Here is a 13,669-nt window from a genome sequence, read left to right as displayed (position 1 = left end):
ACCAGACAGTAACTCTGAACATTGCTATTCTAAAAGTGCTTAAATCCGCGGCCGGAAACAGCAGCAACAGCATAAGTATCGAGTGCGACATTAACGCCAGCTCAAGTATGACCCCAAAAAAAACCGATGCCTTGAGCATCGGTTTTTTGTTTCGGTAGAGCGCCGGTTAGCTATTCAAATCCTGAAAGAACTTTTTCACTCCATCGAAGAAGCCTTCAGCCTTGGGGCTATGTTTCTTGGATGCGCCGGTGACTGAAGTTTCAAATTCACGCAGCAGCTCTTTCTGACGCTCTGACAAGTTCACCGGCGTTTCCATCACCACTTTGCAAAGCAGATCGCCAACCGCGTGACTGCGCACCGACTTAACCCCTTTGCCGCGCATGCGGAACATGCGGCCGGTCTGGGTTTCCGCCGGGATCTTCAGGTTGACCTTACCATCCAGTGTCGGCACTTCCACTTCACCGCCGAGGGCGGCCTTGGCGAAGGATATCGGCACTTCACAATAAAGGTTATTGCCGTCACGGACAAAGATCGGGTGCTCGCGCACAGTAACCTGTACATAGAGATCCCCCGCCGGGGCTCCGAATTCACCGGCTTCACCTTCACCGGCCAGGCGGATACGGTCGCCGGTATCGACACCGGCCGGAATTTTCACCGACAGTGTCTTGCTCTTTTCTATGCGGCCATCACCGTGACACTTGCTGCAAGGTTCTTTGATGATCTTGCCGCGACCATGACAGGTAGGACAAGGTTGCTGCACAGCAAAAAAACCCTGACGCATCTGTACCTGACCGGCACCATGACAGGTACCACAAGTGGTCGCCGAGGTACCCTTCTTCGCGCCGCTGCCATCACAGAGATCACAGCTAACCAAGGTTGGGATCCTAAGCTCACGGGTAATACCACGCACCGCTTCTTCCAGCGACAGTTCCAGGTTGTAACGCAGATCTGAACCACGGGCAGCTTGACGATGCCCGCCGCGACGACCACCACCGAAGATATCCCCGAACACGTCACCAAAGATATCACCGAAATCAGCGCCGCCACCAAAACCACCACCGCCACGGTTAGGGTCAACCCCGGCATGACCAAACTGATCATAGGCAGCTTTTTTGTCTTCGTCGGTCAGGATCTCGTAGGCTTCTTTGACTTCTTTAAAGCTGGCCTCGGCCGCCTTATCGCCCGGATTGCGGTCAGGGTGATACTTCATCGCCAGGCGCTTATAGGCCTTCTTGATCTCCCGCTCGCTGGCGTCGCGACCGACGCCCAATACTTCGTAATAATCTCGCTTTGACATAATCTCACGCTTTCCAAGCTGGATTCACACAAGCGGGCGTTAGGGTTGCCCCGTAACGCCCGCCGGAATTAATCGAGTGTTACCACCCAATTACTTCTTGTCGTCTTTAACCTCTTCGAACTCGGCATCGACAACGTCATCGGCCTGGGCATTGCTGCTCTGGGCTTCGCCTTGACCTTGGCCTTGTTGTGCCTTGGCCTGAGCGATTTCCATCAGCTTGGCAGAAGCTTCTATCAGCTCTTGAGTCGCCTTCTCGATAGCTTCTTTGTCGTTACCCTTGGTGGCAGTTTCTACAGCAGCCATAGCGGTTTCGATCTTGGCCTTGTCGTCTGCTGCCAGAGCGTCACCGGCTTCTTCCACCTGTTTCTTGGTGGCGTGTACCAGACCGTCAGCCTGGTTGCGGGCGCTGACCAGTTCTTCAAATTTCTTGTCTTCCTCGGCATGAGCCTCGGCGTCGCGAACCATTTTCTCGACTTCATCATCAGACAGACCGGAAGAGGCCTTGATGGTGATGTTCTGCTCTTTGCCTGTCTTCTTGTCTTTGGCAGACACGTGCAGAATACCGTCGGCGTCGATGTCGAAAGTCACTTCAATCTGTGGCATGCCGCGTGGAGCAGGCTCAATACCTTCCAGGTTGAACTGACCCAGTGACTTGTTGGCGCTGGCTTGCTTACGCTCACCCTGCAGCACATGAATGGTCACTGCGCTCTGGTTGTCGTCTGCTGTAGAGAAGGTCTGCTGTGCCTTGGTAGGAATAGTCGTATTCTTCTCAATCAGCTTAGTCATTACGCTGCCCATGGTTTCGATACCCAGAGACAGAGGCGTTACGTCCAGCAGCAGTACGTCTTTCACGTCACCGGCCAGTACACCACCTTGAATCGCAGCACCTACGGCTACCGCTTCATCAGGGTTCACGTCTTTACGTGGTTCCTTACCGAAGAAGTTGGTTACCGCTTCCTGAACCTTAGGCATACGGGTTTGACCGCCCACCAAGATCACTTCGTTGATGTCAGACACTGACAGGTCGGCATCAGCCAGAGCCACTTTCAGAGGCTCCAGAGAGCGCTGGATCAGGTCTTCAACCAGAGATTCCAGTTTGGCACGGGTGATCTTAACCACCAAGTGCTTGGGACCTGTCGCATCGGCAGTGATGTAAGGCAGGTTCACCTCGGTCTGAGTGGTGCTGGACAGCTCAATCTTGGCCTTCTCGGCAGCTTCTTTCAGACGCTGCATAGCCAGAGGGTCGTTACGCAGATCCAGACCTTGCTCTTTCTTGAATTCGTCAGCCAGGTAGTTGATCAGACGGTTGTCGAAGTCTTCACCACCCAGGTGAGTATCACCGTTGGTTGCCAGTACTTCGAAAGTCTGGTCGCCGTCGTTGCTGTCGATTTCGATGATGGAGATATCAAAAGTACCACCACCCAGGTCATATACAGCAACAATGTTGTCGCCCTGCTTCTTGTCGATACCATAGGCCAGTGCCGCTGCAGTTGGCTCGTTGATGATACGTTTTACTTCCAGACCCGCAATACGGCCGGCATCTTTGGTGGCCTGACGCTGAGAGTCGTTGAAGTAAGCAGGTACTGTGATTACCGCTTCAGTCACTGGCTCACCCAGGAAATCTTCAGCAGTTTTCTTCATCTTTTTCAGTACTTCAGCAGACACCTGAGGAGGTGCCATTTTCTTGCCATGGCTTTCAATCCAAGCATCGCCGTTGTCGGCCTTGATGATCTTGAAAGGCATGATGCTGACATCGCGCTGAACTTCATCGTCAGTAAAGCGACGGCCAATCAAACGCTTGATGGCAAAGAAAGTGTTGGCAGGGTTGGTAACAGCCTGACGCTTTGCAGGTGAGCCAACCAGCGTCTCGTCTTCAGTGAAGGCGATGATAGAAGGTGTAGTACGATCGCCTTCGGCATTCTCCAATACGCGAGCCTTGTCACCATCGAGGACAGCTACACAAGAGTTTGTTGTGCCTAAGTCGATACCAATAATTTTACCCATGAGGTCCTCCGAAAAATCTTTTCTTTCGAACTGAATATGTTTATCTGATTTCAGATATGGGGGTAAACTCGCTGTTTTCAAGCCCGTTGTAGATGGCCCCCAATCTTGCCTTACCCCCTATATAAGGGCGTAAAACTGCTTTACAAGGGCCAGGAAGAAAAAAATGGATCTTTTGTACAATCTTTTTTCGCATCGTCGGTGCCGAAGATCTTTTTTTGTTTAGCAGTGCTGAATAAAATAGTGTCGATTGCGACCGTGGCCGAACCAGCCATAAAACAAGAGTAGAAACAGAGACCTCTAAAGTGAAAAAATCCCAGCTGGCCCTGATCTACGGAATGGCCGCCGTATTCCTCTGGTCCACTGTTGCGACCGCCTTTAAAATCGCCCTTGGCTTCTTCTCGCCGTTGCAACTGGTGTTTGTTGCCGTTATCACTTCATCCATCTGTCTGGGGCTTATTCTTGCCTGGCAGAAAAAACTCACATTATTAAAGCAGCAGTTTCGCGCCCGGCCCTGGTTTTATCTGCAAACCGGAATACTGAATCCCTTTCTATATTATCTGGTACTGTTCAAAGCCTATGATCTCTTGCCGGCGCAGCAGGCGCTGTCGCTGAACTACACCTGGGCGGTACTGCTGCCACTGCTTGCCGCCCCCATGTTGCAGCAAAAGCTGCAACTCAGCGACATGCTGGCGGCCATCACCGGCTACTTTGGAGTATTGGTAATCGCCACCGGCGGTAACCTGTTATCGATGGACTTTGAAAACCCCTTCGGTATCCTGCTGGCACTCTCCAGTACCCTGCTCTGGTGCTTATATTGGATCATTAATACCAAAGACAAGGGCGATGCCATTGTCAGCCTATTGCTGAGTTTTTTGGTGAGTCTACCGCTAATAACCATCACCCTGCTGGCAACAGAAAGTCTGCCCTCTTTGCATTGGCAAGCGCTAGGGGCCGGTATCTATGTGGGGCTGTTTGAAATGGGCGTTACCTTTGTGCTCTGGCTAATGGCACTGAGAACCACAGAGCGAGCAGCCAGCATCACCAACCTGGTGTTTCTGACGCCACTCCTGTCCATGGTGTTTATTGCGCTGATATTGAAAGAAGCCATCACACTGGCGACTCTGGTCGGCATGGGACTTATCCTGTCAGCACTCTTGATACAGAAAGTACTGAAACCCAAGGCGCCGAAAGTGAAGCTAGTGTGATACGCCATATTCAGCCATTGTTGAAGGGCAATGAAGATTCTCGGCCTCATCTGTGCAGCTCGCCTAATGTTGGAAATTGGTGATGGCCCTATGATGATGGCCCAATACCCAGGAATCGCCTCGTACAGTAAGCGCTGGGTGAACTGGCGCCTAGGTAATGCCGTAGAAGGAGCTTTTTAGCCCAACAGTTCCGTTACCCCAAGAACCGATAGCCGAATGCATTTCTGTAAACTAATCCAAACTGTAAATTTAGAAAGCCAAATCCAACTGCTGTATAGTTTCCTCTGCCGATGAGTGGCTGTCATCCTGGCTGACCAGGCCGGCAGCTACCCCCAGCAGGCGGATGCCACGACCGTTGGCTCTTTGCAATGCCTGGGTCAGCAAGTCATCCAGCAGACGCACAGATAACTCATTCGAGCGGGTTTCTATAGTGGTCTGTTTAAAGTCACTAAACTTGAGTTTGACCACCAGCTTTTGAATTTGCCTGTCTTTGGCTCCGCGCTCCAAACGGCGGGCCAACTCCTGAACCAACTGTGGCATCACCTGACGACACTGAGCCAGAGTATGGATATCCTCTGCCAGCGTGGTCTCTACCCCGACCGATTTACGTTCTCGGTTAATAGTCAACTCCCGTTCGTCTATCCCCTGAGCCCTTTCATAAAGTAAGGTTCCAAACTTCCCAAACCGCTGCTGCAATATGGCCAGAGGCACCTTTTGCACATCCGCACAGGTATGCAGCCCCATATCAGCCAGCTTCTGGGCGGTGACCTTACCGACACCGGGGATCTTGATAAGCGGCAGGGTTTTAACAAACTCAGGCAGCGCCTGTGGCGTTATCACATATTGACCGTTGGGCTTGTTGAGATCCGAGGCCACCTTGGCGAGAAACTTGACCGGGGCGATACCCGCAGAGGCTGTCAGGCCGGTTTCCGCCAGGATATCGGCGCGAATCGCTTCGGCAATTAGGGTGGCCGAGCCTTGGCATAACGAGCTATCGGATACATCCAGGTAGGCTTCATCCAGCGACAGAGGTTCAATCAGTGAGGTATACCGGGCAAAGATGGCCCGGATCTCTGCCGAGACCTCCTTGTAGACAGACATGCGTCCGGGGATAAGCAGCAGATCCGGGCAAAGCTTTAACGCATAGGCTGAGGCCATGGCAGAGCGAACGCCGAATTTACGCGCCTCATAATTGCAGGTGCTTATCACCCCGCGTCTGTCACTGCTGCCACCTACGGCCAGAGGTCGGCCACGATATTCTGGAAAATCACGCATCTCCACTGCGGCAAAATAGCAGTCCATGTCGATATGTATGATCTTTCTCAAGCTTACTTTCCGGATCTCAAAGGGCTCGGTCGAGCCGGACACAAACAGAGTACTGTATATAAACACAGTTAACAAGCCAGGATAACGTAAAGGTATTTCAATCGGGAGCAAAAAAGGAGAGCCTGGGCTCTCCTTTATGGATTTAAAGCTCGTCTTAATCTATGCGGAACTGACCTATGTTGCGCCCCAGAGCCGTGGCCAACTGTTGAAATGCCCGCATCTTTTGTGACAATTCTTCGCTGGCGCTCAGGGATTCATCGGAGCGGCCACGAACATTTTCAATATTGCAGGCCACTTCTTCGGCCACCACAGCCTGCTGGCCTATAGCCGCTGTGATCTCCATGGTTTGCAACTGGATGGCATCCACTGCCGCGGTGATTTCTGTCAATGCTCGCTCCACTTCCAGAGTCAGGCTTTGGCCCTGGTTGGCCTCCCTGACTCCGGCTTCCATCACCTGTTCGGCTTGCTGTGCCTGTTGCTGCAGAGTCTGGATAATGCCCTGAATATTGGTCGTCGAGTCCTGGGTGCGGGATGCCAGGGTGCGCACCTCATCGGCAACAACCGCAAAGCCCCTTCCCTGCTCCCCGGCGCGGGCCGCTTCAATGGCGGCGTTGAGTGCCAGCAGATTGGTTTGCTCGGCAATGGCGCGGATCACACTGAGCACCTCGCCTATCTCCTCCGAGCTGCTTCTGAGCGCCCGAATAACCCCGGCAGCCTGGTTGACCTGTGTGGAAAGTGAGTGCATTCCCTGACTGGCCTGCTGCACCACATTTGCGCCGTTTCTGGACTGCAACAGTGCCGTCTCGGCAAACTCGGCGGCTCGTTGGGCGTTGGTCGCCATCTCCTGGCTTGTGTGGGCCATTTCGGTAGCAGCTGTAGCCACCGAGGCAATTTCCTGTTTCTGGGCACTGACAGAGGCCAGTGCGTTGTCACACACCTCAGCCGCGGCGGCAACCCCATTATCCACCCGACCACTGAGCTCACGGGTTTCCAGCAACAGACTCTGCACCTTGGCGGCAAAACGATTGAATGCTGCGCCAAGACGCCCAAGTTCATCGGTGCGGTTGATTTCAATGCGGCGTGACAAGTCGCCCTCACCCTCGGCGATATCTTCCATGGTGTGCAGCAGGCTATTGAGATTACGCCGAAACGGCAGCATCATCAGGAAAACGGTTAACGCCACCAGTAAAATAATCCCCACTGAAACCAGGCTGGTTTGCCAAAGGCTTTGCTTCACAGGAGCCTGAAACACTTCATTGGGCAACATGAACCCCAAATACCAGCGCACCTTGGGATAATCACCGCGAATGGCAATATAGCTCACTCGCTGCAACTCTCCCTGATAAGTGACTTCGGCGATACCGGCATCCCGGGTTTGCATTTCACGTTTCAGTTCACTAAAGCCCTGATTGTCACCGCTGAGATTGTCAATAACGGCCGCATCAGAGCCGGCGGGGAACGTTTGATTAAAACCCGGGAAGTACACCAACTTTCCCTGCTCAGTCATCAAAAATGCCTGACCTTCGCCCCGGTATTTGATTGGCGCCAGCAGATTTTTACCTATGGTATCGATGAGAATATCCATACCACCTATGCCTATAAGGCGACCATTGGCATCCTTGACTACTGTCTTGACCGTGGCCGAGATTGAGCCGTCGTTGGCATCCACAGCCGGATCGCCGACAAACAAACCATTTTTGGCTATCGCCTCCTGCCACCAGGGACGTTTGTTGGTGTAGTAGTCGGGATCGCCATCGTAACGACCATTGAGATCAAAGTACTCGAAAGTATTGGCCGAGCCAAAAAACACCGACTTGATCTCCTTGTCCTGCTCGGAGAAAAAGTGGAAATAATCAACCAGCTGTTGATAACCGGGATCGAGACTGAGATCTGAGCCACGGCTATGGTATTTGGCAAACCAGTTATTGATGGCAGGGTTAGCAAAGACAGAGTGAATAATCTGCCCCTTGGCGTAGAAGTAGTTGCCGATTTCATTTGCCTTGAGGGTGATCAGCGCCGATATGTCCTGATCTATGCGGGCACGGGTATCGTCGCTGCTGCTCTTAACCATCACTGCGGCCACTATAGACAACAACAGCGCCAGGGCACCGGCGATAGCCAATACAAGTTGCAAACTGAGGGAACGTCTTATCTGCTCCATTGCGAGTCCTATTTGTTATATTTTTATTTAAGGAAACCAGCAATGTATCAGAATCCGTTAACAAGTTTGACTATTAAATGACAAGAAACAATATAATTTTCTATGTAAACAATCGCCCGCACCAAACCGAAGCGATTCAGTATCTTATTACCAACTTAAGTGCATTCAACCAACACCAGATAGCAAAAGAGCCGCAATAGCGGCTCCTGTGGTGACGGCTTTAATACCATTACATCTTGGACTGGATATAATTCTGTAGTCCAACCTTGCCAATAAGGCCCAGTTGCTTCTCCAACCAATACATATGGTCGTCTTCCGTTTCTTCAAGTAATAGCTCCAATAACTCCCGGCTCTGATAGTCCTTGAGTTGTTCACACAGGGTGATGGCTTCTCTCAGATTGGCGGCAACCTTGTATTCATATTGCAAGTCGTTGTGCAGCATCTCCTGCACATTCTTACCTATGGTGAGGGCATCGCGACTGGCAACATCCGGAGTGCCTTCCAGAAACAGGATCCGTGCAATCAACTTGGCGGCATGCTCTCTTTCATCATCCGACTCATGTTTAATACGCTCATAGAGCTCATTTAGCCCCCAGTCTTCATACATATGAGCATGTACGAAATACTGATCCATTGCCGACAGTTCCCCGGTCAGCAGCTTATTGAGCACATCTATGACTTGCTGATGGCCTTTCATATCTGTCTCCTTATTCTGTCTCAATCTGTGATTGCAGATAGTTAGCCAGTCCGGTCAGGCCTATCAGCTCAAACTGAGCTTCCAGCCAATCCAGATGTTCCTCTTCATCTTCCAGTAGATCCTCGAGGATATCGCGACTGACATAATCACGTTCAATCTCACACAGGGCAATGGCATCACGCAGCACAGTCAGTTGTTCTTCCAGCATCTGTTTGTCACAGGCCAGCATCTCTTCGCTGTGTTCACCTATACGCAGCTTGTCCAACTGTTGCAAGTTGGGCAGGCCTTCGAGAAACAACACCCGCTCGATAAGCTTATCGGCGTGTTTCATATCCTGAATCGATTTCTTGTAGGCTTTATGGTTGAGTCCTTCCAGGCCCCAGTTCTTGAACATGCGGGCATGAAGGAAGTACTGATTGATGGCTGTCAGCTCGCAGGTCAACACCTTGTTGAGCTGGGAAACCACTTTGGGATGACCTTTCATTATCTCGTCCTTTAGCTTTGATTAAACTTGATCCAAGTCAAGTTTTTCCAGCCTAGCCTAAAGTAGAGGGTATTACAAATTAACCTTTAATTTCACCAGCTTACAAAAGATAATCATTATCATATTGACTAAGGTTAGCAAGCCGATTTTGTGTTCAAGTGATTAAAAAAGCTCGATATCATCTTCTATCTCTGGTCTCTGTAGCTTGCCTTCCGCCAGCAGTTGCCCATAAAACGCTACTTGGTTACGGCCATTGCCTTTAACAAAATACAGTGCATTGTCAGCCTGATTGAGCAAGGTGCCGGGATCAACTCGGGGATCGATTCCCACAATGCCCATAGAGATGCGGATCCCGCCTAAACGCTCTTGCTGCAATTGAGCCAAATTCTGGGTGAACTCCTGACACAATTCGATAAGCGCCCTGCGGCTTCGCGGTGCCGGCAAAATAACAAACTCATCACCGCCGAAACGAAACATAAGATCCTGGGGATTAAACACCTGCTTCATCAGCGCCGAAACCTGCAACAAGACTTCATCGCCATAGAGATGACCAAAGGTATCGTTGATTTTCTTGAAGTAATCTATATCGAAGATACAGATCCACAGCTTGAGCTCCTCGTCGGCATCCTGACTTGCCTGCGCTTGTTCCTGCAGGAGGTCACAGGCAATCTCTACCGAACTGTAAAGCTGTGGCAAAAAAGCCTTGCGGTTTAATAAATTGGTCAGGCTGTCAGTTTCGCTCTCCACCACTATGTGAAAATAGTTCTCATAGACCTTGGCGAAACCTCTGAGTAGAACCCTGTCTTGCTCAGTCAATAAAGGCGCGCTGACCAAGAGCACCTTGGTGAGTTTATCATTGATGATGATGGGAACGGCCAACTCCTGATGCAGACCGTTGGAGAAACAGATCTCCCTTTGCTGTTCGATACAGAGTTTGACCGACACCGCCAAGCTGGCGCTACTGACATTGCGCTGGCCATCCAGGCCCCCTTTACGCTTGGTGAGCTTATCCACATCCAGGATACACACCTCATCTATACTGAGCATTTGCGATACTGTGGACACCAGGCTCTCAGCCAGCGAATCCAACTGCCGCTGCTCGGTCAACTGTACCACTGAATCGAGAATAGCTTCCGGCTCCCGGCTCATGGGCATATCTCCTCTACAGACCGCTTTGCCACTGAGTGTAGTACAGGAGAAAATGACGAGGGCGATGAATGAAGAAAGGGCCTCCGAAGAGGCCCTTTTTCAAATAATTCTATCTTTGGTTAAACGCTCGCGCCGGGCTTCTTCAGCCGCTTCACGGGCCTTGCGTTTATCGCAAGGTTCATCACAATCGCAGGCCTTTTCTATACCCAAGACCCCGAGGCCACCACAACTGCCCTGCACCGCCTTGCGCTTGATTAAATAGCCCACAGACATCAGCAGGAAAAACGCCAGCAGTATCACAAAGGCTGCAATAAAAGTACTCATAAAGGCTCCAATTACTCTAGTGAACGAAGGCTTTAAACGCAGAGCTATAGTATACCTTAAACCCTTCGTCCTGTTTTTCAATCAGCATGATGGCCAGCTTCTCTTCTTCAGCTAAGGCCAGTGATGCTTCTGTGCCCATCACCATCATGGCAGTGGCAAAACCATCAGCCGTCATGCAGTCAGGGTGCAACACAGTGACAGAGGCCAATCTGTGCTCGACCGGAAAGCCACTGCGGGGATCGATAATATGAGTAAAGCGCTGTCCGTCTTCCTCATAATAGTTGCGATAATCGCCCGAGGTAGCCATGGCCATGGTGCCAGGCTCTATCACCTGTTGCACTGCCCGGCCATTCTCCGCCGGCTGCTCTATCGCCACCCGCCAGGGTTTGCCATCGCCTTTGCTTCCCTTAACGCTAATCTCACCGCCAATCTCCACCAGATAACCTTTGGGCTGATACTTATCCAGCAAACGAGCCACTTTATCGACCCCGAATCCTTTGGCTATGGATGACAAGTCCACATAGACGCTGGACTGACTCTTGCTGAGCTTATCCCCTTCTATTTGAATGGCATCTATCCCCATTCGTACCTTGGCCTCGGCTATCTGCTCGGCAGAAGGCACTTCCAGAGGCCGTTTGTCCGGGCCAAAGCCCCACAGGTTGACCAAGGGCCCCAGGGTAATATCGAGCGCGCCATCGGTGAGCTGATATAACCTGATACCTTCACGAATATTGGTAATAGTATCAGCAGAAACGGCCAGGCTCTGGCCTTGCTTGAGCTGATTGAAACGTGAAAGCTCGGAGTCGGGTCTGTAGGTGGACATCTGGTCGTTCACCTGCTCCAGCGCCATATCGATTTCAGCCTGTAATAGCTGGGCATCCGGCAAGCGCTCACTGTTGACCACTTTAATATGATAAGTGGTGCCCATAGTGCTTCCGGAAAGTGCTATCACATCATCCTGACTGCTGCACCCAGAAACAAAAAAGGCCAATCCCATAAGGACCAGCCAATTTGCCAGCGTTGTAAACTTAGCGGTCTTGAACTGCATACTATGAATTTCCCTTACAAACTGGCACTGCCAAAAGGCAGTGCCAGGGAATGAACTAATGCTTAGCCACCGAAGTCATCCAGGAGGATGTTTTCATCTTCAACGCCAAGATCTTTCAGCATAGCAATTACCGCTGCGTTCATCATTGGAGGTCCACACATGTAGAACTCGCAATCTTCAGGGGCTTCGTGCGACTTGAGGTAATTCTCATAGAGCACGTTGTGAATGAAGCCTGTGTAGCCATCCCAGTTGTCCTCAGGCTGAGGATCGGACAAGGCCACATGCCAGACAAAGTTATCATTCTCTGCCGCCAGGCCATCGAAATCTTCAACATAGAACATTTCGCGCTTGGAACGGGCACCGTACCAGAAACTCATCTTACGCTTGGACTTAAGACGCTTGAGCTGGTCGAAGATATGAGAACGCATAGGCGCCATACCTGCACCACCACCGATAAAGACCATTTCAGCATCGGTATCTTTGGCAAAGAACTCACCGAATGGGCCGGAGATAGTGACTTTATCACCTGGCTTGAGACTCCAGATGTAAGACGACATCTTACCACAAGGCAGGCTCAAATTCCGTGGTGGAGGCGTAGCAATCCGCACGTTCAGCATGATAATGCCGAACTCTTCCGGATAGTTTGCCATAGAGTATGCACGAATGGTTTCTTCATCAACCTTGGATTCGAGGTTGAAGAAACCAAAGTGTTCCCAGTCACCACGATACTCTGCTGGAATATCGAAGTCTTTATACTTCACATGGTGAGCCGGGGCTTCAATCTGAATATAACCACCGGCACGGAAAGGTACTGACTCGCCATCGGGGATCTGTAGCTTGAGCTCTTTAATGAAGGTTGCCTTGTTATCGTTGGAGATAACAGTACATTCCCATTTCTTGATGCCGAAGATCTCTTCATCCAGCTCAATTTCCATATCTGACTTGACGTTAACCTGACAAGACAGTCGGCACCCCTTACGGGCATCACCCTTGCTGATATGATCCAGTTCGGTTGGCAGAATATCGCCGCCACCGGACTTAACGTTGACACGACACTGACCACAAGAGCCACCGCCACCACAGGCTGATGACACGAAGATACCGTTGTTGGCCAAAACGCCCAGCAACTTGCCACCGGCAGCAGTGGTGATTGCCTTCTCTGGGTCACCGTTGATGCCAATAGTAATATCACCGCTGGAGACCAACTTGGATTTGGCGAACAGGATCACCAGTACCAGGATCAGAACTATCGCGGTAAACATACTCACACCGAGGTAAACCTCGAGTGGAGTAGACTTAAAAATACCAAGAATATCCATTAACTTATCCTTAGAGGTTCAATTTCGGAAGCCGCTTGGTGCCCCTTAAAGGGACACACCAGAGAACGACATGAAACCTAAGGCCATCAGACCCGCAGTGATAAAGGTAATACCCAGACCACGCAGACCATTAGGCACATCAGCATACTTCAGCTTCTCACGGATACCGGCCAACAGGACGATAGCTAATGCCCAGCCAAAACCGGAACCGAAACCGAACACCAGGCTCTCACCCAGGTTGTAGTCACGTTCAACCATGAAAGATACCGCACCGAAAATCGCACAGTTTACTGTGATCAGCGGCAGGAAGATCCCCAAGGCGTTGTACAGTGGCGGGAAGTACTTATCCAGAGCCATTTCCAGGATCTGAACCAAAGCTGCGATAACACCGATAAAGGTAATGAACTTAAGGAAGCTCAGATCGGCATCCGGGACACCAGCCCAAGCCAGTGCGCCAGGAGCCAGAATACCTTGATAGATTATCTGGTTAACAGGTACTGAAATGGTCAGCACCACAATAACCGCAACCCCAAGCCCCATGGCCGTCTTCACTTTCTTGGAAACGGCCAGGAAGGTACACATCCCCAGGAAGAAGGCCAGTGCCATGTTTTCGATGAAAACAGAGCGAATTAACAAACTGATATAATGTTCCATC

At 51.0% G+C, this 13,669-nt stretch carries 12 protein-coding genes; 1 reads left to right on the top strand and 11 read right to left on the bottom strand.

Annotated features, from left to right (window positions below; translation table 11 throughout):
• Positions 1-166: 166 nt before the first annotated feature.
• Positions 167-1,297 (bottom strand): molecular chaperone DnaJ, encoded by a 1,131-nt coding sequence (dnaJ, locus tag ACMHXE_RS16780; protein WP_039033623.1) that lies wholly within the window; start codon positions 1,295-1,297, stop codon positions 167-169.
• A 90-nt stretch (positions 1,298-1,387) separates the two neighbouring features.
• Positions 1,388-3,301, bottom strand: coding sequence for a molecular chaperone DnaK (gene dnaK / locus ACMHXE_RS16775; protein ID WP_039033622.1), 1,914 nt, complete (start codon positions 3,299-3,301; stop codon positions 1,388-1,390).
• A 302-nt stretch (positions 3,302-3,603) separates the two neighbouring features.
• On the opposite strand from dnaK, the gene ACMHXE_RS16770 reads away from it, so the two are divergent.
• Complete coding sequence (locus ACMHXE_RS16770; protein ID WP_101053911.1) at positions 3,604-4,506, top strand: DMT family transporter; 903 nt, start codon at positions 3,604-3,606, stop codon at positions 4,504-4,506.
• Positions 4,507-4,755: 249 nt separating this feature from the next.
• Here ACMHXE_RS16770 and dinB read toward each other — a convergent pair whose 3' ends face one another.
• From dinB to nqrE, 9 genes are all read right to left on the bottom strand, one after another.
• Positions 4,756-5,832: a DNA polymerase IV gene (gene dinB / locus ACMHXE_RS16765; RefSeq protein ID WP_101054042.1), complete on the bottom strand. Its 1,077-nt coding sequence runs from the start codon at positions 5,830-5,832 to the stop codon at positions 4,756-4,758.
• A gap of 154 nt (positions 5,833-5,986) precedes the next feature.
• Positions 5,987-7,993 carry a methyl-accepting chemotaxis protein gene (locus ACMHXE_RS16760; RefSeq protein ID WP_413732850.1) on the bottom strand — a complete coding sequence of 669 codons (2,007 nt, stop codon included), beginning with the start codon at positions 7,991-7,993 and terminating at the stop codon, positions 5,987-5,989.
• A 229-nt stretch (positions 7,994-8,222) separates the two neighbouring features.
• Entirely contained in the window at positions 8,223-8,690 is a 468-nt protein-coding gene (bfr, locus tag ACMHXE_RS16755) for a bacterioferritin (RefSeq protein WP_039033619.1), read from the bottom strand.
• A 10-nt stretch (positions 8,691-8,700) separates the two neighbouring features.
• Positions 8,701-9,174 carry a bacterioferritin gene (bfr, locus tag ACMHXE_RS16750; RefSeq protein WP_101053905.1) on the bottom strand — a complete coding sequence of 158 codons (474 nt, stop codon included), beginning with the start codon at positions 9,172-9,174 and terminating at the stop codon, positions 8,701-8,703.
• Positions 9,175-9,336: 162 nt separating this feature from the next.
• A complete protein-coding gene (locus tag ACMHXE_RS16745) occupies positions 9,337-10,323 on the bottom strand; it encodes a GGDEF domain-containing protein (protein ID WP_157822663.1) in 987 nt (328 codons plus the stop codon).
• A gap of 99 nt (positions 10,324-10,422) precedes the next feature.
• Positions 10,423-10,647, bottom strand: coding sequence for a (Na+)-NQR maturation NqrM (gene nqrM / locus ACMHXE_RS16740; protein ID WP_025011868.1), 225 nt, complete (start codon positions 10,645-10,647; stop codon positions 10,423-10,425).
• Between the two features lie 16 nt (positions 10,648-10,663).
• A complete protein-coding gene (locus ACMHXE_RS16735) occupies positions 10,664-11,695 on the bottom strand; it encodes an FAD:protein FMN transferase (protein ID WP_101053899.1) in 1,032 nt (343 codons plus the stop codon).
• A gap of 62 nt (positions 11,696-11,757) precedes the next feature.
• Positions 11,758-13,014, bottom strand: coding sequence for an NADH:ubiquinone reductase (Na(+)-transporting) subunit F (gene nqrF / locus ACMHXE_RS16730; RefSeq protein WP_101053896.1), 1,257 nt, complete (start codon positions 13,012-13,014; stop codon positions 11,758-11,760).
• A 45-nt stretch (positions 13,015-13,059) separates the two neighbouring features.
• Entirely contained in the window at positions 13,060-13,668 is a 609-nt protein-coding gene (gene nqrE, locus ACMHXE_RS16725; RefSeq protein ID WP_039033614.1) for an NADH:ubiquinone reductase (Na(+)-transporting) subunit E, read from the bottom strand.
• Position 13,669 lies beyond the last annotated feature (1 nt).

It is taken from the genome of Shewanella sp. BJSY2023SW007 (genome assembly GCF_047314525.1).
GTDB lineage: Bacteria > Pseudomonadota > Gammaproteobacteria > Enterobacterales > Shewanellaceae > Shewanella > Shewanella chilikensis.
This window is presented reverse-complemented; position numbering and strand designations above follow the sequence as displayed.

Coding starts and splice junctions, on each gene's coding strand:
- bfr (WP_039033619.1), bottom strand. CDS start 8,690: ATGAAAGGCCATCAGCAAGTCATAGATGTGCTCAATAAGCTGCTGACC.
- nqrM (WP_025011868.1), bottom strand. CDS start 10,647: ATGAGTACTTTTATTGCAGCCTTTGTGATACTGCTGGCGTTTTTCCTG.
- ACMHXE_RS16760 (WP_413732850.1), bottom strand. CDS start 7,993: ATGGAGCAGATAAGACGTTCCCTCAGTTTGCAACTTGTATTGGCTATC.
- dnaJ (WP_039033623.1), bottom strand. CDS start 1,297: ATGTCAAAGCGAGATTATTACGAAGTATTGGGCGTCGGTCGCGACGCC.
- nqrE (WP_039033614.1), bottom strand. CDS start 13,668: ATGGAACATTATATCAGTTTGTTAATTCGCTCTGTTTTCATCGAAAAC.
- dnaK (WP_039033622.1), bottom strand. CDS start 3,301: ATGGGTAAAATTATTGGTATCGACTTAGGCACAACAAACTCTTGTGTA.
- ACMHXE_RS16745 (WP_157822663.1), bottom strand. CDS start 10,323: ATGAGCCGGGAGCCGGAAGCTATTCTCGATTCAGTGGTACAGTTGACC.
- nqrF (WP_101053896.1), bottom strand. CDS start 13,014: ATGGATATTCTTGGTATTTTTAAGTCTACTCCACTCGAGGTTTACCTC.
- ACMHXE_RS16735 (WP_101053899.1), bottom strand. CDS start 11,695: ATGCAGTTCAAGACCGCTAAGTTTACAACGCTGGCAAATTGGCTGGTC.
- bfr (WP_101053905.1), bottom strand. CDS start 9,174: ATGAAAGGTCATCCCAAAGTGGTTTCCCAGCTCAACAAGGTGTTGACC.